18 protein-coding genes and 4 pseudogenes are annotated in these 25,123 nt (G+C 55.8%); 14 read left to right on the forward strand and 8 right to left on the reverse strand.

The genetic code is table 11. The annotated features are described in order from the left end of the window. Positions 1-315: 315 nt before the first annotated feature. Both H1Y61_RS23770 and H1Y61_RS23775 read right to left on the reverse strand, forming a co-directional pair. Positions 316-1,905, reverse strand: a complete 1,590-nt coding sequence (locus H1Y61_RS23770; RefSeq protein ID WP_180575327.1) for a hypothetical protein — start codon at positions 1,903-1,905, stop codon at positions 316-318. A 45-nt stretch (positions 1,906-1,950) separates the two neighbouring features. Continuing rightward, positions 1,951-3,309 carry a hypothetical protein gene (locus H1Y61_RS23775; RefSeq protein ID WP_180575328.1) on the reverse strand — a complete coding sequence of 453 codons (1,359 nt, stop codon included), beginning with the start codon at positions 3,307-3,309 and terminating at the stop codon, positions 1,951-1,953. A 357-nt stretch (positions 3,310-3,666) separates the two neighbouring features. On the opposite strand from H1Y61_RS23775, the pseudogene H1Y61_RS27180 reads away from it, so the two are divergent. The 3 genes and pseudogenes from H1Y61_RS27180 to H1Y61_RS27040 form a co-directional block, all read left to right on the forward strand. Further along, positions 3,667-4,489 (forward strand): annotated as a pseudogene (locus H1Y61_RS27180) (methyl-accepting chemotaxis protein); the annotation flags it as partial. Between the two features lie 82 nt (positions 4,490-4,571). Then, a pseudogene (locus H1Y61_RS23785) lies at positions 4,572-5,675 on the forward strand (IS630 family transposase). A gap of 226 nt (positions 5,676-5,901) precedes the next feature. Then, the gene (locus tag H1Y61_RS27040; RefSeq protein ID WP_322790787.1) at positions 5,902-6,060 is read left to right on the forward strand and encodes a hypothetical protein; all 159 of its coding nucleotides are present in this window, start codon (positions 5,902-5,904) and stop codon (positions 6,058-6,060) included. A 38-nt stretch (positions 6,061-6,098) separates the two neighbouring features. On the opposite strand, the pseudogene H1Y61_RS23795 reads toward H1Y61_RS27040, so the two are convergent. The 3 genes and pseudogenes from H1Y61_RS23795 to H1Y61_RS23805 all read right to left on the reverse strand — a co-directional run. Next, positions 6,099-7,680 (reverse strand): annotated as a pseudogene (locus H1Y61_RS23795) (putative bifunctional diguanylate cyclase/phosphodiesterase); the annotation flags it as partial. 11 nt (positions 7,681-7,691) lie between these two features. After that, complete coding sequence (gene tnpC / locus H1Y61_RS23800; RefSeq protein WP_180575329.1) at positions 7,692-8,975, reverse strand: IS66 family transposase; 1,284 nt, start codon at positions 8,973-8,975, stop codon at positions 7,692-7,694. A 21-nt stretch (positions 8,976-8,996) separates the two neighbouring features. Beyond that, positions 8,997-9,437, reverse strand: coding sequence for a hypothetical protein (locus H1Y61_RS23805; RefSeq protein WP_180575330.1), 441 nt, complete (start codon positions 9,435-9,437; stop codon positions 8,997-8,999). Positions 9,438-10,019: 582 nt separating this feature from the next. Between H1Y61_RS23805 and H1Y61_RS23810 the strand changes: the two genes are divergently transcribed. Beyond that, positions 10,020-11,270, forward strand: a complete 1,251-nt coding sequence (locus H1Y61_RS23810) for an acyl-CoA dehydrogenase family protein (RefSeq protein WP_174113667.1) — start codon at positions 10,020-10,022, stop codon at positions 11,268-11,270. A gap of 60 nt (positions 11,271-11,330) precedes the next feature. Here the strand turns inward: H1Y61_RS23810 and H1Y61_RS23815 are convergent, their stop codons facing one another. Both H1Y61_RS23815 and H1Y61_RS23820 read right to left on the reverse strand, forming a co-directional pair. Further along, positions 11,331-12,326 (reverse strand): helix-turn-helix domain-containing protein, encoded by a 996-nt coding sequence (locus H1Y61_RS23815; RefSeq protein ID WP_235680974.1) that lies wholly within the window; start codon positions 12,324-12,326, stop codon positions 11,331-11,333. A gap of 493 nt (positions 12,327-12,819) precedes the next feature. Then, positions 12,820-13,734, reverse strand: coding sequence for an AraC family transcriptional regulator (locus H1Y61_RS23820; protein WP_087730802.1), 915 nt, complete (start codon positions 13,732-13,734; stop codon positions 12,820-12,822). A gap of 185 nt (positions 13,735-13,919) precedes the next feature. Between H1Y61_RS23820 and H1Y61_RS23825 the strand changes: the two genes are divergently transcribed. The 10 genes and pseudogenes from H1Y61_RS23825 (at position 13,920) to H1Y61_RS23870 (ending at position 24,184) form a co-directional block, all read left to right on the forward strand. After that, complete coding sequence (locus tag H1Y61_RS23825; RefSeq protein WP_180575331.1) at positions 13,920-16,046, forward strand: molybdopterin-containing oxidoreductase family protein; 2,127 nt, start codon at positions 13,920-13,922, stop codon at positions 16,044-16,046. A 72-nt stretch (positions 16,047-16,118) separates the two neighbouring features. Continuing rightward, positions 16,119-16,424 carry a ferredoxin family protein gene (locus H1Y61_RS23830; RefSeq protein WP_015918666.1) on the forward strand — a complete coding sequence of 102 codons (306 nt, stop codon included), beginning with the start codon at positions 16,119-16,121 and terminating at the stop codon, positions 16,422-16,424. Further along, a complete protein-coding gene (locus tag H1Y61_RS23835) occupies positions 16,421-17,776 on the forward strand; it encodes an FAD-dependent oxidoreductase (protein ID WP_180575332.1) in 1,356 nt (451 codons plus the stop codon). The genes H1Y61_RS23830 and H1Y61_RS23835 overlap by 4 nt, the downstream gene beginning before the upstream one ends. After that, positions 17,770-18,114 (forward strand): annotated as a pseudogene (locus tag H1Y61_RS23840) (radical SAM protein); the annotation flags it as partial. The gene H1Y61_RS23835 and the pseudogene H1Y61_RS23840, both read left to right, overlap by 7 nt. Before the next feature lie 378 nt (positions 18,115-18,492). Then, positions 18,493-19,512, forward strand: a complete 1,020-nt coding sequence (locus H1Y61_RS23845; protein ID WP_174113685.1) for a LacI family DNA-binding transcriptional regulator — start codon at positions 18,493-18,495, stop codon at positions 19,510-19,512. Positions 19,513-19,549: 37 nt separating this feature from the next. Beyond that, the gene (locus H1Y61_RS23850; protein ID WP_174113686.1) at positions 19,550-20,506 is read left to right on the forward strand and encodes a substrate-binding domain-containing protein; all 957 of its coding nucleotides are present in this window, start codon (positions 19,550-19,552) and stop codon (positions 20,504-20,506) included. Beyond that, on the forward strand, positions 20,503-21,318 hold the full coding sequence (locus tag H1Y61_RS23855; RefSeq protein WP_174113670.1) for an ATP-binding cassette domain-containing protein: 816 nt from the start codon (positions 20,503-20,505) through the stop codon (positions 21,316-21,318). The genes H1Y61_RS23850 and H1Y61_RS23855 overlap by 4 nt, the downstream gene beginning before the upstream one ends. Then, positions 21,315-22,319 carry an ABC transporter permease gene (locus H1Y61_RS23860; protein ID WP_180575333.1) on the forward strand — a complete coding sequence of 335 codons (1,005 nt, stop codon included), beginning with the start codon at positions 21,315-21,317 and terminating at the stop codon, positions 22,317-22,319. Before H1Y61_RS23855 ends, H1Y61_RS23860 begins: the two co-directional genes overlap by 4 nt. A 3-nt stretch (positions 22,320-22,322) precedes the next feature. Beyond that, a complete protein-coding gene (locus H1Y61_RS23865) occupies positions 22,323-23,390 on the forward strand; it encodes a phosphotriesterase family protein (protein WP_180575334.1) in 1,068 nt (355 codons plus the stop codon). A gap of 29 nt (positions 23,391-23,419) precedes the next feature. After that, entirely contained in the window at positions 23,420-24,184 is a 765-nt protein-coding gene (locus H1Y61_RS23870) for a glutamine amidotransferase (protein WP_180575335.1), read from the forward strand. Positions 24,185-24,189: 5 nt separating this feature from the next. Here the strand turns inward: H1Y61_RS23870 and H1Y61_RS23875 are convergent, their stop codons facing one another. Next, positions 24,190-25,086, reverse strand: coding sequence for a ribokinase (locus tag H1Y61_RS23875; RefSeq protein WP_180575336.1), 897 nt, complete (start codon positions 25,084-25,086; stop codon positions 24,190-24,192). Positions 25,087-25,123: the final 37 nt, after the last annotated feature.

A 25,123-nucleotide genomic window follows, 5' to 3' on the forward strand; every position in this document is an offset into this window, starting at 1 on the left:
ACCCAACCAGGCTGCATTTTTATTCAGTAAATTAAGGCCTTACGGGGCTGATCATAGGGGGGGACACGCGACACTCATTCATAGTCGGCGTTGAGCCAAAAACCTGCGGAGCGGTCGCGCACTCAATCAGCGCCATCTGAATGAGGTAGGCAAGAAACGTCTTGTCTGCGTTTGTCGCAAGCAAAGCGGCCTTCAGATGGTCTACAACCATACGGTTATTGCTCATAGTCGTTCCTACGTGTCTCTATAACGCGACGCTAGTCTGCTATCGTGAGTCCAGCGTGAATCGTCCGTGAGTTTGAAGCGCTTGGATAACTAACTGGCGATGGCGTCAATCAACCGAATCCGTCGCATGGTTGTGACCGGATAATCGCTGTCGAGAAAGCGTGCAGGCAGGAAGTCAGGCTCGAATTGTTGCAACCGGGAGACGGCTCGATCCATTTGCTCGATCATGCCCGCCTGCTTGTAAAGTGCAATCAAATACCTGAGGGGCGCACGAAATGCGGGGCGCAGAATAAGCGCTGCTTCTGCATGGCCTATGGCCGTTGCATATTCGCCCAATGCGGCGGCGGACATGCAGCAAAAGAATTCGACAAAGGCCCTGTGTTCGCCTCCACCTGTTAATGCAAGTGCGCTTAAAGCCGATCCTTGACTATCCCTAAGCTTGTCGAGAACCAGTTCCGTATTGGATAAAATCGCCAGGTTGACTGCGTTCAGCGGGTCAAGGCTGACCGCGCGTTCAGCAAGCCGCAGTGAACCACGGCTTGAACCGCCTCCAAGATATTCGAGATGGGCCCCGATGCCCAGGATGCTGGCGCTACCAGCGTCCTCGCGCAGTGCTTCCTGTACCAGTTCTGTCGATGTGATCTTGTCGTCCAGGAATGCGCTGCTGCGATGCTGGAACTGTGCCATGTTGCGCAGGAATGCCCGCCATGCCAGATATTGCGGGCGCGGATCGCGATCATAGGCATAGCGCAGATTGACGTCTGCATCTCTTAAACTTTGCCGATCAAATCGGAAGATCAAGGCCCGCGCATGATTGGCGAGCATGGCTCCCGAATGTGAGATTCCAAGCTGATCCTTCCGCTCGCGCAACGTCGAAAGAATGGCTTGGACAAGAATCCCGGATTCGTGATGCAGCAACTCTGTGTGTGATGCCAATATTTGAGTGGTTCGCGACCAATAGAGCTGTCCAGTCCCTGCATGGCTGAGGGCAATAGCCACATGGCTGTCTCGACCTAAAGTTACGGTCCGCACTGCGACAGTGAGGCCCTTGACAGGCAAGGGAGGGAGTGTGCCGCCGATGGCAGCGTGACGGGGAAAGATTTCAAACTCGTCTAAATCGCGGAGCGACGTCGTTGTCAGTGTCATCAGCCGACTTGATGTCAATTCACTAGAAGGCTGGTTGTCGGATAGGAAGTGGAAAAAAATTGCGGGTTTGGGGGCGGTATGACTGCGTAGGGCATGGGGCGGACTGATCCGCGCCTTGTCCGCAAGAGAGGCTCGTAAGTTCCGGATCCAGTCTTCAAACTCAGGGTCACGAATGTCGAGGTCGGCAAATGCGTCCTGCTCATTATTCCAGTCATTAGAGGCGGGCATGAGCCGGTATTTTATCGAAAAGCGGGTTGGATCAAGTGCTACCTTTTCCCGATCCGCTTTCAATATCGTTTGATAGGGGCCAAACGCCCGTCGTATGTCAACGAGCGTTTGGCGAAGGCTGTCCGACCCTCTCTTGGACTCTCGATCGCTCCACAGCTTATCCTGCAACCAAGTCCGGTTGCGGGAGTAGCCTTGTGACATGGCAAGTAACGCCACTATCCCGCGGGCCTTCGATCCTCTTGGGCTGCGGTCGCACCCATGAGAGTCGATAATCAGAAAGCGGCCAAAGATGTTTAATGACAACATGTGCAGCCTCCTGGAGACAGAATATATTTAAAGTATCATATCATATCAGCGAAGGAAAAGCTTGCCGGTTGGATCGAGTTCAAGTTTTTCACCGCCAGGAGCAGTAATGTCAACAGGCGTCACGGTGATTGTGTTGCCGGGTTTGAAGGGGTAGGGCGGGACATCCGAGGTGGAGGCGGCATGATCAGGAAAATCGGTCTTCACCCAATTGCGGAAGGCAGCAATTCCTTTTGAAACCTGCAAAACATAATCAAGCGACTGGGTGTCCGGCACGGGTGAATTGGACCCAATGTTTCTGAAATAGGCGGCGACGGCTGAGTCGTTGTATGGATCAGTGGGAACATCTGGTAACAGCTCCGCCGCTTGCGCCGCTTCAGGGCTGTCAGGCAAGACTGCTGTCCCCCAGTCAAGCGCGCGCTGATGACATGTAATGCAGGCGGACATTGGGTTGTCAACTGGGCCATTGGCGCGCCCGAAAAGGCCGAGATGCTGTCTCGGGAGGGGATAAAACATCGTGGCGACGGCAGGATTGACCCAGCTTTCGGTCGGCGACATGGCTTGTTCCAGATATGCTTTTGCATTCAACGCGGGGTCGCTTCCCCAGATCAAGCCGACCGGAACCAGGCGCTGATACGGCGTATCACCGGCCTGCATGGCATTATAAACGAATGTCCCGAAGAACCAGCCGTTGGGCGAACGTTTGTCCTTAATCGACAGATCAAATTGCAGAAGCCGCATCGTCATGGTGCTGCCGTCCTTTTCTCCGGCAACGTCCCACTCCTTTGACCCTGCAAGATAAGGAACGCTGGAAGGCTTTGCTGACGTGAACAGCATTTTGGCCCCCACGGCACCATCCGCGAATGCAAAGTCAAGGGTTTTGGGAAAGGCCGGATCGGCCCAGATCTGCCCAAAACCGTAGCAGGCCACATCGTTGTAGATCCCGACAGCGAAAGTACGCTCCCAATCTGTTTGGAGCGCGTGAAGCTCCTTCGGACGAGACCACCGTTCGGTGGTCATACCGTGCAGTGGCTCCCTCAGCATGAAGAACCATGGCGCATCGCACCATTTCTCGACCTTATTATCCTGGATGCGCCAATCAATCTCAGGGCGAGCGTTCACCTTGGTGACGTAATTCAAGACGGCCTGCATGTAGTCAGCGGGATTCTTGAAGGGATCGATCGTCAGCCATGGCAGCTTGCTGGTATCGGGCAAGGTCTTTGGAAAATCATAATGAACCTGGAACTTGCGGTCTGTTTCGTGACCTTTCAGGGGCAGGCTACTGGAGCAGTCGAACTTGGCATTGGCCGCCGCTGCAAAACTGTTGTCAATTGGGGCGGGACAGTCGGCAAAAGCAAATGAAATAGGCAAAAGAAAAAGGGCTAAACAGAAAAGAACAGTTTTCATTGTGGCTCCCCAGCTCGGTGATGTCAGACCGATGTAAAGCCAAGAGTCTTGGATTGTAAATATGCAACCTGACACGTGTTTTACGTGTATTTTGTAACTTGTCTAGGTGTATTAACCGATGGGGGTTCGATGGAAGATTGTTACCTGCCTTTCGCCGAAGTTATAGAGTAGCACCACGAAAATTCCTTTGTCGTCCCCAATAAAGGCTTTGAGGCCTATGGACGGTGATGCCCAGTAATCCTGGCGCCTGAACCAGGCATCTGCTGGCGGGATCAGGCGGCAATCCGGCCGCGCCTTTTCAATTCAAGACCGCCTTGGCACGAGCAAATATCGCCGGAATGATGCAGGATTGAGTGCGGCAAGATGGAAGCGTTGTTGCGTTCTCAGGCTGTTATCGAGTTCACACCGACTGGTCAGATTTTGACTGCCAACGAGAATTTCTGCAAGGCGATGAACTACGACCTCAGCGAGATCATTGGCAAAAATCATTCGAAGTTTTGTGAACAAGCTTACAGCGCGTCCCCCCGCTTCCTAAGAGTTCTGGCGTTAGCTTGGAACAGATGAGTTCCAGAGCGACGAGTTCTTGCGGATCGGGAAAGGTGGCAAGAAAGTCTATATTCAGGCCACCTATAACCCGATCACAGATGAAAAGGGAAAGGTCGTCAAGGTTGTGAAATTCGCGATCGATGTCAGCGGCCGCGTCAACGCCATTGCTACGATTGGTGCCGGTTTTGAGCGCTTGTCGGACTGCAATATCCGAATGACGATTGATGAGCCGTTCATTCCAACCTTCGAGCACTTGCGTAAAGACTTCAACATGTCCATTGGCAAATTCCAGGAAACCCTGGCGCAGGTGCTGACGGAAACGGCGGCGGTTTCCACCAATAGTCATGATATGCCCAAGGAATCGAACAGCTTGGCAAGACGCTCGGAGCAACAGGCTGCCGCACTGGAGCAGACTTCTGCGGCATTGGAAGAAATAACCGCGACGGTGAGAGAATCCAGTGCGCGTTCCAAAGATACTCGAAACTTGGTGCGCGACGCTCGTCAGGCTGCAACCGAGTCTGTAAAGGTCGTTAACTTCACCGTCGCCGCCATGAGCCGCATCGAGAGCGCTTCGAAGGAAATCAGTAATATCATCACTGTTATCGATGAAATTGCCTTCCAGACCAACCTTTTATACGTCGCCTTGCTGATGTTGACTCTTTGGGCTTCCCAAATCGCGGTGAATCTGAATCTCTGGGGCAAACCGGAGGTTTACGATGCGATCAGGGATTTCGTTGCGTGAAGATTTTGATGGAGACCATCTCCGGCGGCTGGCGCGGCAGACGAAGGACGCGGCCCAGGTAAGACGCTTGTTGGCGCTCGCGTCGATCTATGACGGCGGCACGCGGTCAGATGCCGCCCGCCTCGGCAATGTCACGCTCCAGATTATCCGGGACTGGGTCCTGCGCTTTAACGAACGCGGCCCCCAGGGCCTGATCAATGGCAAGGCTCCCGGTCAGCAGTCGCGGATGAACGATCAGCAGCGTGTGGCGCTGGCGCAGGCCATCGAGCGTGGTCCGACGCCCTATCTCGACGGCGTCGTTCGCTGGCGTCTGTGCGATTTGGCGCAATGGCTCTGGGAAGAGTTTCGCGTTTCTGTGAGCGAGCAAACGCTGAGCCGTGAAGTACGAGCCATGGGCTATCGCAAGCTGGCTGCCCGGCCCAAACATCACGCGCAGGACCCTCAGGCCATTGACGATTTTAAAAAAGTTTCCCAGCCGCAGTGGCAGAAATTGTTGCCGGAGCAGCCCAAGGAAAACGAATAGAGATTTGGTTCCAGGACGAGGCCCGGATCGGGCAGAGTGAGGCGGAAAAGCAAATGATCCAGTGAATCATTTGCCCGACGAACGAAGATCACGCGCCGTTGGGCCAAGCGCGGAACGCGACCGTCCGCGCCGCATGATCAACGCACGAGATCGGCCTATATCTTCGGTGCCATCTGCCCGAAGCTCGGCAAGGCCTCCGCGCTGGTCATGCCATGGTGTGACACCTACGCAATGACCCAGCATCTGGCTGAAATCGCCCGTCATGTCGATGACGGCGCGCACGCCATCCAGATCATGGATCAGGCTGGCTGGCACATGTCCAACACGCTCGTCGTGCCCGACAACATCACCATCCTGCCGTTGCCGCCGAAGTCGCCGGAGCTCAATCCCGTCGAAAACCTTTGGCATTTCATGCGCGAAAACTGGCTCTCAAACAGGATCTTCAAATCTTACGACGACATCGTCGCTCACTGCTGCGATGCCTGGCGAAAGCTCGAAAGCCAGCCGTGCCGCATCATGTCCATCGGACGCAGAGAGTGGGCAAATGGGTTTTGATCAATGAGACGGCGTATTAGCCCTGAATGCAGGCGTCGAAGCAGCCCGCGCTGGTGAAAGTGGCAGTGCGCTGAACCGGATCGAGTCCTTCGTGCAATCCTATCGATGTTAATATTGAAGCCATTTCCACGGCAGCGTCGGAGCAATCCACTAGCCTCACGGAAATCAGCACTGCGGTCAACGCCTTAGACCAGATGACACAACAAACGCGGGAATAGTCAGCGGCATGAATGCCATCAGCGAAGCGCTTTCCAGTGGCGCGGCTAAACTGAGCGAACTGGCCAAGCGCTTCCAGCTCAACAGGCGCAGTGCCATCCGCGAGCCGCAAAGTTCTGCTGCAATGCGCGACAACGACAGGCGGGAAAGCAATCGCTCCGCGGCCTGACCGACAGACTATTTATGACCTGTATTAACGCTCGTGGATCAAAAATTGAACACGCCGGACGCCTGAAAAGCACTGTTATCTGCCGTTCGCGCAATGAACTCCGCCACGTCTGGATCTCGGAGTGGCGGAGAACAGATATAACCTTGAACGAGGATTCCGCCGAGTTTCTGTAGAGCCGCCAATTCGTCGTGTGTTTCTATACCTTCAACAACACACTCCAATCCCATGTCTTGGCTGAGAGCGAGCACGGACTTAACAATTTTATAACTTGCAGGTGTCTTGCAGACCTACGACAAAGCTGCGATCAATCTTGATCTTGGTAAGTGGAAGAGAGTGCAGTCGTGTGAGGCTCGAGTAACCAATACCAAAATCGTCAAGAGAAATTCCGCAGCCACGTGAGCGCAGCATTTCAATGGACCGCTTAACCTGCGCGAAGTCATGTGTGAATGCTGTTTCGGTAATTTCAAAATCAATACGACCTGCGTCAAATTTTCCATTCTCGATGATATCAATCAAGAGCGTTGCACTTTCGCTCGAGTTAAGATCGTAAGCAGAAAGATTGAACGATAGCCGGAGGTCCCTGTCCCAATGGCTTGCGGCATCAAGTGCCTTTCTAAGAAGTGGTCTCGTTAAAAGGCCGACGATCCCGGCTCGCTCCGCAATAGGAAAAAACTCGGCGGGCGATACACAGCCTAATGTTGGGCTATCCCACCGGGCCAGTGCCTCGAAGCCAACGGGCTTTCCCTGTCTGATATCAATGATGGGCTGATAGACGACGGACATTTCATGCGATATGTCAGCTTGCTTGAGTGTTTGTTCGATGCTGGCGTTAATATTGATTTGTCTTTCATGGCACGCATTAAACAATACCGCGCTCCCACGTCGAGTATTCTTTGCGTGATAGAGGGCGTAGTCAGCTTGATCAAGCAATCTATCTGGCATCAATGTGAGATCCGGATAGATTGCAATGCCTATTGATGCAGAAATCTGAACGGTAGCCTCCACCATATGGAAAGGGTGATGAAGCCGCTCAATCAGTTCATTCGCGGCGCTTAAGAACTGTTCATTGTCTAGAGAATTCGTCGCAATCACCGCAAATTCATCACCGCCCAGCCGGAAGATTTTGTGGCCCTCAGAAAGATCCAAGAGACGTTTTCCCACTTCAACCAAAAGCCGATCACCTGTCGAATGGCCGTAAAGGTCGTTAATCGGTTTGAACCCGTCGAGGTCGATAAGGCCAAGGGCGACTCTGGAACCAACGGCCCTCGCTTTCGTCAGCTCGAATTCAAGATACGAAAAAAACGCTCGCCGGTTTGGTAGCTCGGTTAGGCTATCGACGTGGGCCAGTCGCAAATTTTCATTGCTCAACGCTTCCGCCCTATGTTGTGATAGGACCATCTGCTCGAAATTGCGGTAATTCGTGAGCAAAACCGATATAATCCCTGCGCAAACTAACATGATATTGACCGCAACGGCTATAAAAATAAGTTTTTTCAACGAAATAAACAATATTATAAATGTTACACTGACAATTATAGTAACAACTACTGCCGCGGATCGGAGATACATCAGGCAAAAAATGCACGACATTACAGTAATTGTAATTACCCACGCCGTGTTTCCAGCCGATTTCAGGCTGTGACGGTTTGGAGTATGACGCTGAAGGTATTGGCTCCCGGCTTGAGGCGAGCGGTATCTATGACGGTGCGGATATCGGCCTCGCCGTTTGCAGCCCACATGGCACGATATCCGTTTGTGACCTTTCGCTGGATGACGGCGGGCCGCAAGGCGCGTTCGCAGGCGTTGTTTGTCGGTTCGACCATTCCGGGATACAGGGCAAAGGTCAGAAGCTGATCACGGGCTCGCCGGAACTTGTTCTGCACGGTTCTGGCAAAATCGCAGTGTGTCGATGTCGCCAGAATATCGTTGAGACTTTTCTCCAGGGCTCGCCGCTTTATGTTGATCGTCGATGCGGCAAGATTGGTGATGTCGTTGGCCAAGGCAAAGGCGTTTTTAAGCCAGAGCCGCAGTCGCCAGGCAAGCGGGTCGTCGCTGGCCTGTTCGGCATAGGCAACGTCGCGCGCCAGATGGGCAAGGCAGGTCTGATGCACAGAGCCATGACCTTGCTGAGCCGAATAGCGATCCGAGCACCAAACCTGCGGGCGATGCCCGTTCATCAGGGTTTCGACCACGATGGCGCCGCGTGTCGGTGCGGCCTGATGGACGACGGCCTCGGTGCAGCGGAACACCCATTGATAGGAATTGCTGCCCTCGATCCGCACGCCGGTTTCGTCGGATGCCACGACCTTGGCGCGGCGCAGAGCCCCAACAGCAACATCGCGTTCGGGGACAAATGTCCCTTGCGCCCGGCGCAGCATATTCATGAGGCCACCCTGGCTTATGGTCAGCCCGAACAGGTCGGCGAACGCGTTTTGAAGCCGCTCGTAGGACAGAGCCTGAAAGGTCTTGAGATAGGTCGCCACCGCATGCAGGCGCGGACCGAACGGCGTGCCCTTGGCCGCAGTTGGCATAGGGGCCACAACCAACGTGCCGCAGGACGGGCAGGCGACCTTCAAACGCCGATGGCGCTCGACGAAGGGTTTGATATCGGGCAGTTCGATCGCATCGTGTTCGCTGACGATCTCAGCGGCAAGTTCATCCGCCAGTAAAATCCCACAGCATGAACATTGATCGGGACGATGATCGACGACCCTGTCGAAATCGCTGGCCAAGGACCGGCTATGGCCTTCATGCCCCGGTTTGGCGCCGCCGGGCTTCGACTGATCGCGGCGCTCCTTGCGGTCGCTCGATGGCGGCTTCGAGGACGTGCGCGATGTCTTCTCGGGATGCTGCATCCGCAACACCAGCTCGATCAATTCGTCCTTCGTCAGCCGCTGCAAATCACCTCTATCCATCACGCAATGGATTCAGGAATTTCAAGCAATGGCAAGGGGTGGGTAATTACCAGTAATTGCCATGTAGAAAGAAACGTAAGATCGTTCGTATTCATCTCCATAAGGTAATAACATGTAACACCAAGCCGCCAAAGCGATTGCAATGACAATAGCAAGACGATTTGTGCACGTCATTGCGGCATGAGCCATTTCAGTTGTCGGATCAACATTGCGGTTTCGCAACCAAAATGCCATTCGCAAGCCACCTATACATGTAAACAGGAGCGGCAAGCCGACGGTAAGATACAAGGGCGAGGAATGAAAATGCGTGATGGCCAACGCCCAGCTGCTGGATAGCAAGATGAAATACATCATCGGCATTTGGCTGGAGAAAGCGCGATATTGGGCTTTTAGCAAGTCGGGATTATCAGATCGGACAGTCAGCAGTTCACGAACGCGTTTGGAGAATTTAAAAACCGGCATCGTTTAATCCAGGATTAAGGTTCAGCCCGCCATTATAATTATATATTCCTTATATAAACATAATGAAGTTCCATCTCAAAAAAGAATCTTCTGCGGGGCTGATAAATCGGTCAGCCATGAAATCTGTAATCTGTCCATGTGAGATCAACAAGCGCGGAGGCGTCTGTTGTTACAGCGATCAGATTCCAGTCGAGGTAGCCCAACCCTTTGGATTTTCCATGCACTGCAGGTGAATTCTTGATGACCAAGCTCAGTCATCCGATTGAGCGCGCGGACGCCGACATTTGCGTCAGGTCTGAATGTCAAAGTTCCTTGCTTTGAACTGCCGTTTTGGAAGGCGGGATAATGGTTTCGTTATGGATATCCACGACCGCTTTGCGCCATTCATCCCTGCAATTGCTCCAGCCGGTTTCGAAATGACTGAACTCGCACTCTGGGTACTGTTCCTTCAGGTGCAAGCCTTAGGGCGCTGACAGACAAGATTCCGGGCTGAGGAGGAAATATGGTTTCGATGGACGTATGCGGAGGCGAAGGTTCTCGCTGCCAGCGTCCGTCAAAAAATAAACCAAAAGGGGAAGTTCGATGAGTATAGATTTCAACCTGAATGCGGACCAGATTGCCCTTCGCGATGGCGCGCGTGCCTTTGCCAACACAGTCCTGAAGGACGTTCGCAAGACAATCGCCCAATATTCTCGACCGGATGAACGCTTCTATGCAATCAAGCCATTCTTTGAACAGGGCGTTCATGCTGGCTTTGTCAACGCTCTCCTTCCTAAGGAAGCGGGCGGCTCAGAAATTCCCACCCTTGATTTTGCACTTGCGGCGGAAGAGCTAACATCGGTCGATGTCAACATTCCATCTGCGCTTTTGGGCAGCGGCCTTTGCATCAAGCCGGTTGCGATGTTCGGAACCAAAGAGCAGAAAAAGCGATTGCTGTCGGATTTTGCCGAGGATGGAACGCGCCTGGGAGCGTTGGCGTTCACGGAAGTTACGGGTGGCGCCAATTTCGATTCTCCCGATCCCCGTTTCGGTGTTAAGACGTCCGCTACCCTGGAAGGTGATGAGTGGGTGATCAATGGCGAAAAGCATTACACCACCAATGGTACCGGCTGGGACGGCAATAATTGCCACCTTTATGCGGTCGTTTGCAGAACCGATCTGACACGGAACGCCGAAGAATCACTTGCAGTCATCATGGTTCCTGGCAACACGCCCGGCGTTCGGGTGACGGGGCTCCTCGATACGGTCGGCCACCGGGCAACGATTTCCCCGCGGATGGCCTTTGAGAATGTACGTGTGCCGGCAAACAACATCCTGGGTGAGCCGGGTGACGGAATCAAAATCGTTTCCACGAATTTCGCCTGGACCGCCGCGCTGATCGGTGCGGCCTGCGTCGGTGTCATGCGTGCCGCCTACGACTATGCCCTGCAATATGCGCGTGCCGACTCCCGCTCCGGGCCACATCCAATCATCGAATATCCGACGGTCGGCTATATGCTTGCTGACATGAAGATGAAGATCGAGGCCTGCCGTTACATGACGTGGAAGGCGTGCCATCAATACGACCAGTCCAAAGGGGTGGAGCATGAACTGGCAGTGATGACAAAGGTCTTCTGCTCGGAAACATGCGTAGACGTCGTCTACGATGCCATGCGGGTTGTTGGCGTAGACAGTTATACTGATATGCATCCGCTCGCAGAACTGATGAACGATGCGATGTGCTTCCCGCTTTATGACGGCGGCAACATGGGAGCGCGCCGACGCAATCTGCACAGCATCATCAAGAGTTCTTCCTACAGTTCTCTGACGGCGCCTTACGCGACATTTGCCTGAACGATAATCAGGCCTAGCGCAGCTTTGCCGCACAGCGGCAGAGCTGCGGTTTTGTTGCGGTCATTGCCTGTAATCGCGGGGGGCAACGCCGAAACGTCGCCGGAAGGCTCTGCTGAAATAGGACATGTCGTTGAAACCCCAGCGGAAGGCTGCTTCCGAAATGGTCAGGCATGTCCCTTTACGCAGCTCGGAGGCGCAACGATCGAGGCGCTTTGCCAGGATGATCTGCCCCAAGGTTTCGCCGTGTTCTTCCAGCAGCTTGTGCAGGTAGCGGATCGATATTCCGAAATGAGCCGCGACCTTGGCGGGTGAGATCTCCGGGTCTGCGAAGTTAAGCTCGACATAACGTAGAACAGACTGACGAAGGGGTGACCTGAAGGTCCGGCGGCGATCGTCGTCACGCTCGGGCGTCGAGGCTCGAAGCGACATGGCGACAAGGTCGATGATTGTCTTCGTCATGTTGATCGAGCTGTGGCGCAGATTCTCGGGGTTTCGGGCGATGGATGCCAGAAAATCGACAACGACCTTGCCGATGGGTGTGCGGTCCGTGACTGTGCGCGCCACGAATTCGTGGCCGACATGGGAATCAAACATATGCTTCGGGATCTTGAACGCATATTGTTCCCAAGTGTCGCTCGTATAGTCGAGAAGAAACGGTTCGGACGAATCGACGATGGTGAACTCCCCGGGCATCGTGATGGCATCGCGGTTTCCCTGACGGATGCGGCATGTGCCGGCTACTTGCAGATTGAGGAAACAATAGGCATTCGTGTCGCGGCGTATGCCGCTTGTCGTGCGTGCAATGGTTTGTTTCAGGGACGCGATATTCGAAATGCCGATTTCGTCGAACGGGTGATCGGTTACAGCACCTCGGAAGTCCATTTTGGACGGTGTTTCTGGGTCGAGCGCGACATAGACGTTGCACAGAACGTCCCTCCAGTAGCTAAAGCGCTCTGCCGTCCTGATCTCACCCAGATCGAAACACCTCATATGCATATCGTGCTGCCTTTGTTGGGACGTCACAAACTGACAACAGAAAAGCAAGAAATGCGCCAAATTCGCTTATCTGGAAGCGGATTTTTGGGATAGCAAACATATTTTGTGGCGGCAAAAACAGGTCACGACAACTGAGACGGAAAAGCCATGTGCCGTCAATCGCGAGGGGCGACATTGGCTGCTTGCCGTGCCCTTACGGGTCCTTAACAATAGCGCTGTCGAGACGGGCAGGACCGGCTTTTGTGTGAGGCTGCGGAGAGTGTATTCCCTGACGGTATATTACTCGGGATTTTCAACGATTGGATCGGGTCGCGCATACTGTCCGGGTGAGCGCCGGACTGCCTGACACCATGATTGCAGTTGGTGGTTCCGGTCCAATCAACCCTGACCAACGATACCTCTATTCGTGCGTCTTTTCGGGGCGACGAGAAGAGACGTGCGGGACATCTACCCCACAATCTGAATTGTCGCTCAACGATGAAGTCTGGTTTCGCTGGCGGTGTCAGCAATTCCAAAGCCTGTAAGCGAATCTGTCCCGTTCACGAACGAGCGGCTAATTTTTGTTCCGTTGCGGTGTTCGAAGAGCTGTCATAACGCGGAACTTCGCCGGAGTGAGGCCGGTAGCGCTCCGAAAGGCCTTTGTGAAATTGGCCTGTGACGAGAAGCCCGCAGCAAAAGCGATCTCTGCGATATGGCTGTCATCGCGTGTCAGGCGCTGTTTTGCGAGTTCGAGGCGCAAATCCCTCACATAATTATGGGGAGTCTTGCCGGTTGCAGCCCTAAAACTGCGCGCAAAGTGAGCCACGCTCATGCAGGCAATAGTGGCAAGATCGACAACCGTGAAATCATTTTCCAGATGCGCGTCTATATAGTCCTTGACCCGCGAAAGGCGCTTCTGGTCTAGCGGCCGATCCTGTGCCGAAGGCTGTTTTGGACGAAGGTCGGTTGCGGAATACCGCTTGATGAGATGGGCAGACAGGGAAATGGCCAGGGTTTCCATCAGCAACCGCCCGGCAGGACTCTCCTCCGCCATTTCCTTGAGGATCTCGGTCGCTATGAATTCAATGAACGGGTCGCTGGCGATGCTCTCGTAGCGCAGTTCCACGCGGGCTGGATCAATATCGTGTTCGCGCAGGATTGTCTCGTCGAAAGGCTGCCCGGACAGAAAGATGTGCAGACAGTCATCGATCGATTCGGTGACGTTTATGAACTCTTCCTCGATCCCTGCAGGACAGAGCCAGATCGTGCCGGGTCTCGCCTGGGTGTACTGGCGCATGCCGCCGCCGATACGATCCACCACGGATCGACCGCGTAGCAGGATGGCAATTTCGGTTTCGCGTGGCACGAGCGAAGGCAGTTCACCCGGCGCATGGCTCCAGCGCTCGGCGAGCATATTGGTCCATCCGTGGGCATTGGATGTCTCCAGCATGGATCCGGTCACATATTTATCGACGGAATGTCCGAGCATGGCTTGGCCTCTCCTTCAGATTGGCGCCGCGACATATGGCTCAAAAGACAAGCAAGATTTGCGCCAGCCTCCAAGGAGGGGGTTTTCGCAGGAATGGAACAGTAAAAAGCAGTTTTGGATAACGCCGAGGGCTGAATTTTACAGCAGAATGCCGCCATTCGAAGCGTTGAAGCGAGGTAAAAGCGATGGCCCGTTCTGTTGTTGTAGGTGCATGTCCGCATGACTGTCCTGATACCTGCTCGATCCTGACGACCGTCGAGGACGGCAAGGCGCTTGCTGTGCGGGGCAATCCAGACCATCCCTTCACCCGCGGCCGGCTCTGCGTGAAGGTCAACAATTACCAGGATCGGGTCTATAGCGATAAGCGCCTGCTTTACCCGATGCGGCGCGTCGGCCCTAAAGGCAGCGGCCAGTTCGTTCGAATCTCTTGGGATGACGCGCTCGAAGAGATCGCCACCCGCTGGAAGGATATCATCGCGTCCGATGGCGCTCAGGCGATATTGCCCTACAGCTATCTTGGCACGCAGGGTATTCTCAATGGCCTCAATGTCGGCGATCCTCTGTTCAACAAACTGGGCGCCTCGGTGAGCGAGCGCACCTTCTGTGATTCAGGCTCATGCACGGCCTATATGATGACGATTGGGCATACACCGGGTGTCGATCCCGAGAGTTTCGTTCATTCCAAATATATCATTCTCTGGGCCTGCAACACGCTCAGTACCAATTCGCATCATTGGCCCTTCATCGAGGAAGCCCGAAAGAGTGGTGCTAAACTTGTGGTGATCGATCCGGTGCGTACCCGCACTGCGCGGCTTGCCGACTGGCACATTCCGATCCGGCCCGGCACGGATGGGGCACTGGCCATGGCCATGATGCACGTCATCATCACGGAAAATCTGGTGGATCGGGACTATGTAGACAAGCACACGCTGGGATATGACGAACTGGTTGAGCGGGTGGCGGAATACACACCGGAATTCGCCTCTTTGGAAACCGGCATTCCCGTTGATGACATCCTGAAACTGGCTCGCGAATACGCGACCACGCCTGCGGCGGTCGTGCGGATTGGGGTGGCGGTGGAACGTCATGCTGGTGGTGGCCAGACGGTTCGTGCCATTGCCTGCCTGCCAGCGTTGATCGGTGCATGGAAACATGTCGGCGGGGGGCTACTGCAATTGCCGATCTGGGCCTTTCCGGTAAACTGGGGCGGGCTGATGCGTCCCGATCTCCAGCCTGAGAAGATGCGGGTGATCAATTCCTGGCGCCTTGGCCAGGCGCTGACGGGCGCTCTTGAACTGGACCCTCCGATCCGTGCCTTGTTCGTATACAATGCCAATCCCATGGCCATGGTCACCGAACAGGAAAAGCTGGAACAGGGGCTGGGGCGGGACGATCTATTCACCGTCGTCAGCGAGCATTTCATCACCGACACCGCCAGATATGCTGATATCCTTTTGCCAGCGACCACGCAACTGGAACAGAAGGACATCATGTTCTCCTGGGGCCATCTCTATCTGTCCTACAACAATCCAGCGATCGAACCGCTCGGCGAGGCGGTTTCAAACACGGAATTGTTCCGGCGCCTTGCCGGCGCACTGGACATCGACGATCCCTTCTTCTTCCGCTCGGACGACGAGATGATCGAAGCATCGATGGATTGGGCAAGCCCGGTTCTTGAAGGGATCACGCTCGATCAATTGAAACAGTCGGGATATATGCGATTGAACATGCCCGCTGCCAACCGATGGGCGCCGCATCGTGACGGAAATTTTCCGACACCTACGGGCAAATGCGAATTCAAATCAACCCTCGCCGAAGGCGGCAATTTCGTCGCGCCGCTGTTCAGGCAGGGTTACGGTGGCGACCAATCGGGCGAAGCGGTCGATCCGCTCCCGCATTACATCCGTCCCAACGAGAGCCCCGCAACCCATCCGGTTCTGGCGCAGCAGTATCCGCTCAGCCTGATTTCTCCGAAAAGCCACGCCTTTCTCAACTCGAATTACGGGAATCTGCCGGCGCAGATTGCGCAGGCCGGCGAGGAGCAGGCGGTGCTGCTGCACCCTGACGACGCCAGCGAACGCGGTATCATCGCCGGAGCGCCGATCCGCGTGTTCAATGATCGCGGAATGTTCGAGGCATTTGCGACATTATCGCCCGATGTCATGCGTGGCGTTGTGGTTGCTCCGTCCGGCTACTGGCAGCGCTCCAACCGAAAGGGCGCGACCGTGCATGCCGTGACGCCGCCCGCCTATGCCGATCTCGGCCGGGCGCCGACATTTTCCGATGCGCTGGTCCAGGTTGCAATGGCCTGACTCCTTCAAGATTTTCCGGGCGGATGATGGCGTGTTCACCAAATCGTCTGCCACATATGATGAAAGCTGACCATGACCTATGTTGTAACCGACCAATGCTCCGGATGCCGCTATACGGAATGCGTGACTGTATGTCCCGTCGAGTGTTTTCATATCGATGAGGAAATGACCTATATCGATCCCGATAACTGCATCGATTGCGGTGGTTGTGCGCCTGTTTGCCCCGTCGGCGCCATTCATGCGTCCTATCTCCTGCCAGCCGACAAGCAAGAGTGGATTGAAATCAATCGTCGCCGCGCTGCAGAAACGCCGGTGGTCGCCAGTCGGCTGCCGCCCTTGCCAGGGGCTGAGGAGCGACGGCAGGCTCTGACATCATGACCATCACAATTGCCGCCGCAGCGAAGGCTGCTTCGCCTTTCCGCATCGCCATTGTCGGTGCAGGCCCAAGCGGCTTCTACGCCGCCGAAGCTCTGTTGAGAGCGCCGATCAACATTCAAGTCGACATGTTCGAGCGGCTGCCGGTGCCCTATGGCCTGGTGCGGTTCGGCGTGGCGCCGGATCATCCGAAATTGAAACAGGTGACCGCCGTATTCGATCGTATTGCCAGCATGCCCGGCTTCCGCTTTGTCGGCGGGATCGACGTGGGGATCGACGTGACGATAGACACGCTGTTTGACTGCTATCATGCCGTCATTCTTGCGACGGGTGCTGCGTTAGGTCGAAAGATGGGTATTCCTGGCGAGAGCCTGCCGGGAAGCCACCAGGCTAGCGATTTCGTCGGCTGGTATAACGGTCACCCTGACTATCGCGATTGCTGCTTCGACCTCTCCGGTGAGCGTGCGGTGATTGTCGGACATGGAAATGTCGCTCTCGATATTGCCCGCATCCTGCTGAAGACGACCGACGAGTTGCGTCATAGCGACATCGCGGCCCATGCGCTGGAGGCCTTAGCCGAAAGCAAGATCCGCGAGGTGCAGGTCGTCGGGCGTCGTGGCCTGCTCGAAACGCGCTTTTCGGCCAAGGAATTGCAGGAGTTCAGCATGCTCTCGGACTGCGACCCCGTCCTTGATCCGGACGATCCGGTGCCGGATGTCGCCGCTTTGCCTGATGGCATTGACGCTGAGAAAAGGGCAGCTGTCAGCATGCTGGCATCGTTCTCGACGCAGATCTCGGATCGGAAGCGGTGTTGCGTGTTCCGGTTCCATCTGCAGCCGCACGCTATCGAGGGAAGAGAGCGGGTTGAGCGGATGGTATTCAGCCGAGGCTCCAGCCTATCCGGCGATAGGTCTATGCCGGTTTCCATCGACTGCGGTCTCGTATTTTCCAGCATCGGCAGACGGTCTGCGCCCGTTCCGGGCGTTGCCTATGACGAGGCGAGGGGCGTTCATGCCAATGTAGCAGGACGAGGCCCTCATCAAGCGACCTATGTTTGTGGGTGGAGCAAGCGCGGCCCACAAGGCACGATTGGTACCAACAGGGCATGCGCAGTCGAAACAGTGCAGCATGTTCTTGCCGATATTTCCAGCAATGATCATCGCGTGCTCGCGGATGCCGATGCCTTGATCGCAAGGCTGGCCGGTAAGCATGGTGTCCACATCGATTTCGCGTCGTGGCAGGCTATCGATGCTGCGGAATTGGAGCAAGGCCGTCTTGCTGGAAAGCCCCGAGAAAAATTTTTGTCTGTCGACCAGATGATTTCTGTCGTCACAAAGAGGCGCACAGCATGCTGACCCGCGGGACTGCCTTGCCTTCGTGTGGTCTGATCGACCGGTTCGGTCGCCGCGTAACTTATCTACGTCTTTCAGTGACCGATCGTTGCGATCTACGCTGCATGTATTGCATGCCGGAAAACATGACATTCATGCCGAAGCGTGATGTGCTGTCGATTGATGAGCTGGAACGTCTTGCGGTTGCCTTCATCCGATCCGGCGTCACGCGGATCCGTCTCACGGGTGGTGAACCTCTCGTTCGTAAGGGTATCATCGACTTAATCCGCTCGTTGGGACGCAATTTGCAAGGCGGTCCGCTACAAGAACTGACATTGACGACGAACGGCACTCAGCTTGCTCTGATGATGTAACCGCCCTCCGACGACCTCAATGTGCGAAGGTGGGTCTCCATGGGTCCACACAGGAGAGCGGTTACATCATCAGAGCCAGATAGATCGCCTTGTCAATCAAAGCTTGATATTTACGCCGAAGCAACGATCGCATGCTGTGCTCGGTTAAGGCGACGCCACCTTTCTCAGATTGTAAATTAAGGCGACGCGACCCCGGATTTTACCGCCATAAAAGGGTGTTCATTGAAACGATAGAGAGAATTTTTCGCTTACATTTTATGCGACATTCGCCGCCGACTAAAAAATAGTCTTATGGTTGCTTGACAAAAAGTGCAGGGTTATGTGAACTTTGTAAAGCGTTTTACTAAACCGCTTTACAGGGTGGATATGGTCAAGGAACGGGTCACTGGGCTAAAGGATGTTGCCGCCGCCGCTGGCGTGTCGGTGACCACCGTGTCGCGCATGCTGAATGGCTCGCTTGATCTCCCCGGCGAGACGCGCAAGCGGATTGAAGACGCCATTGTCGCGCTCAAATATCAGCCAAATCCGCATGCAAGACGTCTCAGCCGTGGCCGCTCGGACACCATCGGTCTTGTGGTGCCGGATATTGCCAATCCGTTCTTTGCAACTCTGGTGGCCGCCGTTGAAGAGGAAGCGGATCTGCGCGGTTTGGCGCTGTCGCTCTATGCCACGCTAAATCGCCCGGGCCGCGAAATGGCATATCTCAGTCTGCTGGAGCGCAACCATGTGGATGGCCTGATCTTTATCACCAATCACCCTGACCAGGGTGAGCTGGCGGCGATCATCAATCGCACCGGAAAAGTGGTTGTGGTCGATGAAGACGTGCCGGATGCGACGGTGCCAAAGCTGTTTTGTGACAACCGGCAAGGCGGAGAACTGGCCGGGCAGCATCTGGCCGGTTTTGGCCATCGGCATGTTCTCTATATTGGCGGGCCGGATGTGATGATCAGCACCGAGCGCCGCTTTACCGGCTTTGAAGCCGCCATGCGCGCCAAGCACGGTGAGAATGCGGTGATTGAGCGCTATTGCGGCGATTATACCGCAGAGTTTGGCAGGCAGGCGGCGCGGCGTTTTCTGGCGGGAAGCCGCGAGGCGACCGCAATTTTCGCCAGCTCTGACGAAATCGCCATCGGTGTCATTGAAGTGCTGCGAGCGGAAGGGATCTCCATTCCTGAGCAGATTTCCGTCATCGGCTTCGATGATGTTGGACCTTTGCATCTTTTTGCCCCGCCGTTGACGGCCATCCGTCAGCCGGTGCGGGGAATGGGAAGCCGCGCTCTTTCGCTGCTTCTCGATACGGATTGGCAACAGCCTGCGAAAGCATCGGAGGAATTGCTGCCAGTGGAAATCGTCGTGCGGAACTCCGTTGCACCGCCTGCGAAATAACAAAAGCAATGGGCAAATCTAACCAGAGGATGGAATGATGACCCGGACTTTCACACGTAGAACCATCAATGCAGCCTTGGCTGTCACGGCCCTCACCGGCCTTTGCCTGACGGCAGGAATTGCCAATGCCGCGCAAAAAACCTTTGCGCTGGTGCAGATCAATCAACAGGCACTGTTTTTCAACCAGATCAATCAGGGTGCACAGAAGGCCGCTGATGCGGCTGGCGCAAAACTGGTAATCTTCAATGCCAACAATGACCCTGCGGCCCAAAACAGCGCCATCGAGACCTATATTCAGCAGAAGGTGGACGGCATTGCCGTTGTGGCCATCGACGTCAACGGCATTATGCCAGCGGTCAAACAGGCAGCGGATGCAGGCATTCCGGTGGTCGCCATCGACAGCATTCTGCCTGCTGGCCCCCAGAAGGCACAGATCGGCGTCGATAACGCCAAGGCGGGTGCCGATATTGGCAAATTCTTCGTCGATTACGTCAATAAGGACATGGGTGGCAAAGCCAAGCTGGGAGTTGTCGGCGCGTTGAACTCCTTCATCCAGAATATCCGCCAGAAGGGCTTCGAAGACACCATCAAGGGCGTCTCCGGCATCACGTCAGCAGGTGTGGTTGATGGCCAGAACGTCCAGGACAATGCGCTGGCAGCGGCTGAAAACCTGATCACCGGCAACCCGGACATGACGGCGATCTATGCCACCGGCGAGCCCGCGCTGCTGGGTGCCGTTGCTGCCGTGCAAAGCCAGAGCAAGCAGGACAGCATCAAAGTGTTTGGCTGGGATCTGACCGCTCAGGCCATTGCCGGTATTGACGCCGGTTATGTTGCAGCCGTGATCCAGCAGGACCCGGCAGCCATGGGTGAAGCGGCTGTGAAAGCGCTGAAGACCATTGCTGACGGTGGCGCGGTTGAAAAGACCATTGCCGTGCCTGTCACCATCGTCACCAAGGCCAATGTTGAGCCTTACCGGGCCGTGTTCAAATGATTTCCGGTGGACAGCTCCCAACCGCTGTCCCTGGAGCCGGGGGAGTTGATCTCCCCCGGCAACCCGGAGAAGGCGGTGCGCGTGAACCCCGGATTTCGCTTCGTGGTATCCGCAAAACCTTTGGCTCGCATCAGGCGCTGCGTGGTGTTGATCTCGATCTGTTTCCCGGCGAATGCTTGGGTCTGGTCGGCGACAATGCGGCAGGGAAATCAACGCTCACCAAAGTGATCTCCGGCACCTACATCCCCGATAATGGCACCATAACGCTGGATGGCGAGGCGGTGCGGTTTTCCGGTCCCGCTGAGGCGCGTTCGCGCAATATCGAGATGGTATTTCAGGACTTGAGCCTGTGTGACCATATTGATGTGGTTGGCAACCTGTTTCTGGGCCGGGAATTGACCAAAGGCCCGTTTCTGGATCGCGCCCGGATGCTGGTGGAAGCCCGCAAGATGCTGGATGCGCTGGAAATCCGCATTCCGCGCCTCACTGCCAAGGTTGAGAAATTGTCGGGCGGCCAGCGGCAGGCAATTGCCATTGCCCGTGCGGCGTCGTTCAACCCCAAAGTGCTGATCATGGATGAGCCGACCTCGGCGCTGGCCGTGGCGGAAGTGGAAGCGGTGCTGGCACTGATCAACCGCGTCAAGGCTCGAGGCGTATCCGTGGTGTTGATCACCCATCGCCTGCAGGACCTGTTTCGCGTCTGCGACCGCATTGCTGTAATGTATGAGGGTACGAAAGTGGCCGAACGGCAGATTGGCAGCACCAACCTTGAAGATCTGGTGAAATTGATCGTCGGGGGGGAAAGACATTGACCGCCTATACTGAACGCGCCAAAGGCTCGCCCTTCGCAGACTTTATCACCGAGAATGCCCAGGTTCTGTCGATTGCGATCTTCTTCTTCGCCTGCATGGTGTTTTTCTCGATCACGACCGATACGTTTCTCACACTGGGCAATATTCTCAACGTGGTGCGACAAGCTGCTCCCATTCTGATTGTTGCGGTTGCCATGACACTGGTGATTGTTACCGGCGGCATCGATCTTTCCGTTGGCTCGCTGGTGGCGCTGATCAATGCAACGGTGGCGATTGTGCTGGCAACCGGCCTGTCATGGCCCTTGGCCGTGCTGCTGATGCTGGTGCTTGGTGGCGTGATCGGCCTGATCCAGGGGTGGTTCATTGCCTATCAGGGCATTCCGGCTTTTATTGTCACACTGGCGGGCCTGTCGATCTTGCGCGGTGTGGCGCTCTACATCACGCAAGGCTATTCCATTCCGATCAATGAGGTGCCGGGCTTCTTCACGCTGGGTCGTGGCGAGTTCTTGAGCCTTCCGGTTCCGGCCCTGATAGCCATTGCCGTGACTGTGTTTGGGTTTGTGCTGGTCACTTCGACCAAATACGGACGTCAGGTGGTGGCCGTCGGCTCCAATCTGGAAGCCGCGCGCCGGGTGGGCATGCCCGCCAAGTGGATTGTCGCTTCCGTCTATCTGGTGTCGGGCGTGGCTTGCGCCCTTGCCGGATTGTTGATTGCCGCGCGTCTTGGCTCCGGCTCTTCCAACGCCGCCGTCGGCTTTGAATTGCAGGTGATTGCTGCCGTGGTTCTGGGTGGCACGTCGCTGACGGGCGGGCGCGGCACGATGCTGGGAACGCTGCTGGGCACCATGACCATTGCGGTGATCGGCAACGGCCTGATCCTCATGCATATCTCGCCGTTTTTCACGCAGATTGTCACGGGTGCGATCATTCTGGTGGCGATCTGGCTGAACACCCGGATCTTTTCCGCAAACTTCCGCTTTGGCGCGGCGAAGAAGGGGTGAGATATGACCCGTGAACTCTCTGAGGCTCATATCCGCTCCGGCAAAGTGATGACGGTGGCCGGCCCCATCGGCGTGGACGAGATGGGCGTAACCTTGATGCACGAGCATATCCTCAATGATTGCCGTTGCTGGTGGCATCAGCCCAAAACGCCTGATAGGCAATATCTGGCGGAAGGCTTTGTCTGTATGGAAATTCTGGGCGAATTGCGCCAGGACCCCTTCGTCAACAAGCACAATATCACGCTGGATGATGAGCCTTTGGCGATCACCGAGCTGATGGATTTTGCCAAAGCGGGTGGCAAGACTGTGGTGGAGCCAACCTGTCAGGGCATTGGCCGAAATCCTCTGGCGCTGCGCCGTATTGCCAAGGCCTCCGGGCTGAATATTGTGATGGGCGCAGGCTATTATCTGGCCTCATCCCACCCCGCCAAGGTGGCGGAGATGACGGTGGAGGCCATAGCCAATGAAATCGTGCAGGAAGCGCTGGTTGGCGTCGATGGCACCGATGTCAAAATCGGCCTGATTGGGGAAATTGGCGTCTCCTCTGATTTCACCGCTGAGGAAGAAAAGTCACTGCGGGCCGCAGCCCAGGCGCAGCTACGCACCGGCCTGCCGCTGATGGTGCATCTGCCGGGCTGGTATCGGCTGGGTCACAAAGTGCTGGATATAGCTGCCGAAGAAGGGGCAGACCTGCGCCACACGGTGCTGTGCCACATGAACCCATCCCATGATGATCTGACCTATCAAGACGAACTGGCCAGCCGGGGTGCCTTCATTGAATATGACATGATCGGCATGGATTTTTTCTACGCCGATCAGCAGGTGCAATGCCCCAGCGATGAGGATGCCGCCCGCGCCATCGTCAAGCTGGTGGAGATGGGCCATCTCGACCGCATCCTGCTCTCCCATGATGTGTTTTTGAAGATGATGCTCAGCCGCTATGGCGGCAATGGCTATGCCTATATTTTGCAGCATTTCTTGCCGCGCCTCCAGCGTCATGGCCTCGGTGCTGACGCTCTCACCACCCTCATGCGGGGCAATCCCCGTTCGGTCTTTCAGGCTGCCGCCTGAGACCTGTTGCACAGATAAGGAACACAATCATGACAAAGAAAATTCTCCTCGTGGGTGAAAGCTGGGTCAGCTCCGCCACCCATTACAAAGGTTTTGACCAATTCGGCAGCGTCACCTTTCATCTGGGCGCGGAGCCGCTGGTGAAAGCGCTGGAGGGCAGCGAATTTGAGCTGACCTATATGCCTGCCCATGAAGCCGTGGAAAAATTCCCCTTCGAGATGGCCGGTCTCGATGCCTATGATGTCATTATTCTCTCGGACATCGGGGCCAATTCCCTGCTGCTGCCGCCTGCTGTGTGGCTGCATTCCAAGACCGTTCCCAACCGCCTGAAGCTGATCAAGGCCTGGGTGGAAAAGGGCGGCAACCTGCTGATGGTTGGCGGCTATTTCTCGTTCCAGGGCATTGACGGCAAGGCCCGCTGGCGTCGCACGCCGGTGGAAGACGTGCTGCCCGTCACCTGCCTGCCCTATGATGACCGGGTGGAAATTCCGGAAGGCTCCAGTGCCGATGTGATCAAGCCCGACCACCCAACAGTTGCCGGCTTGACCGGTGAATGGCCTTTGCTGCTCGGTGTCAACGAGGTTGAGGTGCGCGAGGGTGCGGAGGTCATCGTGCGTCTGCCGAAGGATCAGGGCAGCCATCCGCTACTGGTCACCGGCACGTTTGGCAAGGGTCGCACCGTGGCCTGGACCTCGGATATCGGCCCTCATTGGCTCTCGCCTGCGTTTTGTGAATGGGAAGGCTATGGCAAGCTGTGGAAGAACATTCTCGGCTGGATGACGCAAGCACGGTGATGCTTTCACGTGGCGAGGATAGCTGCCAACTCGGTCTGTGATGGAAACGCAGACCGGGTTCCCCGGCGACTGACGGTGATGCTGGCGGCCTGTGCTGCATGGCGCAGCGCCAAGCAATCGGGCATGACATGGCGCAAACGGCTGGATGCAAGCGCAACCGCCATGAACGTGTCGCCTGCACCTGTGGTGTCAACAGCAACGGATGGAACGGCTGGGATTGTGGTGGTGCCGGTGCGATCCGCCAAGATTGCACCCTTGCCGCCAAGTGTGATGATGACGGTACCAACACCGGCATCACGCAAGCTTTGGGTGGCGGCTTCGCCGCTTTCACCTGTCAGCTTATCGGCTTCGCCCTGGTTCAAAAATGCAATGTCGATCAGCGACCAAAGGGCGGCAAAGCCGGGCCGCAGCGGTGATGGGTTGAAGGCGGTGATCAGGCCGCAGCGTTTGGCCTCGTGTAGGAGGGCAGCCGTGGTGTCATCGGTGAGATTGCCTTGGAGAATGGCCAGATCGCCGGGTTTTGCCGCCTGTAAGGCACTGGTAACATGCTCGGGCCGGAGGCTGGTGGCACAGTCTGTTGTGGTGATGATGGCATTTTCGCCATCCGGCGTGGTGAAGATCATCGAGATATCGCTGGCTTTATCGACAAGCTCGATCAAGCGGGTATCGATCGGCTCCAGCGACAGGCTCTGCCGGATCATCGAGGCGCGAAGGTCGTTGCCGACAGCGGCAATCAGCGTGGTGTCCAAACCGGCGCGGCCCAGAACAATCGCCTGGTTGGCGCCTTTGCCACCCAGATCCGTGCTTTGCTGCTGGCCAAAAATCGACGCCCCGGCCTCTGGCATGGTCGGTACGGACATGATTTCATCGATTGCGACATTACCGACGACCCAGGCACGCATCACAGACTTTCAACACGCATGGCAGGCTTTCAAAAGG

Source organism: Agrobacterium vitis, from assembly GCF_013426735.1.
GTDB classification, from domain to species: domain Bacteria; phylum Pseudomonadota; class Alphaproteobacteria; order Rhizobiales; family Rhizobiaceae; genus Allorhizobium; species Allorhizobium vitis_D.

Coding starts and splice junctions, on each gene's coding strand:
- H1Y61_RS23770 (WP_180575327.1), bottom strand. CDS start 1,905: ATGTTGTCATTAAACATCTTTGGCCGCTTTCTGATTATCGACTCTCAT.
- H1Y61_RS23775 (WP_180575328.1), bottom strand. CDS start 3,309: ATGAAAACTGTTCTTTTCTGTTTAGCCCTTTTTCTTTTGCCTATTTCA.
- H1Y61_RS27040 (WP_322790787.1), top strand. CDS start 5,902: ATGAATGCCATCAGCGAAGCGCTTTCCAGTGGCGCGGCTAAACTGAGC.
- tnpC (WP_180575329.1), bottom strand. CDS start 8,975: ATGGATAGAGGTGATTTGCAGCGGCTGACGAAGGACGAATTGATCGAG.
- H1Y61_RS23805 (WP_180575330.1), bottom strand. CDS start 9,437: ATGCCGGTTTTTAAATTCTCCAAACGCGTTCGTGAACTGCTGACTGTC.
- H1Y61_RS23810 (WP_174113667.1), top strand. CDS start 10,020: ATGAGTATAGATTTCAACCTGAATGCGGACCAGATTGCCCTTCGCGAT.
- H1Y61_RS23820 (WP_087730802.1), bottom strand. CDS start 13,734: ATGCTCGGACATTCCGTCGATAAATATGTGACCGGATCCATGCTGGAG.
- H1Y61_RS23825 (WP_180575331.1), top strand. CDS start 13,920: ATGGCCCGTTCTGTTGTTGTAGGTGCATGTCCGCATGACTGTCCTGAT.
- H1Y61_RS23830 (WP_015918666.1), top strand. CDS start 16,119: ATGACCTATGTTGTAACCGACCAATGCTCCGGATGCCGCTATACGGAA.
- H1Y61_RS23835 (WP_180575332.1), top strand. CDS start 16,421: ATGACCATCACAATTGCCGCCGCAGCGAAGGCTGCTTCGCCTTTCCGC.
- H1Y61_RS23845 (WP_174113685.1), top strand. CDS start 18,493: ATGGTCAAGGAACGGGTCACTGGGCTAAAGGATGTTGCCGCCGCCGCT.
- H1Y61_RS23850 (WP_174113686.1), top strand. CDS start 19,550: ATGACCCGGACTTTCACACGTAGAACCATCAATGCAGCCTTGGCTGTC.
- H1Y61_RS23855 (WP_174113670.1), top strand. CDS start 20,503: ATGATTTCCGGTGGACAGCTCCCAACCGCTGTCCCTGGAGCCGGGGGA.
- H1Y61_RS23865 (WP_180575334.1), top strand. CDS start 22,323: ATGACCCGTGAACTCTCTGAGGCTCATATCCGCTCCGGCAAAGTGATG.
- H1Y61_RS23870 (WP_180575335.1), top strand. CDS start 23,420: ATGACAAAGAAAATTCTCCTCGTGGGTGAAAGCTGGGTCAGCTCCGCC.
- H1Y61_RS23875 (WP_180575336.1), bottom strand. CDS start 25,086: ATGCGTGCCTGGGTCGTCGGTAATGTCGCAATCGATGAAATCATGTCC.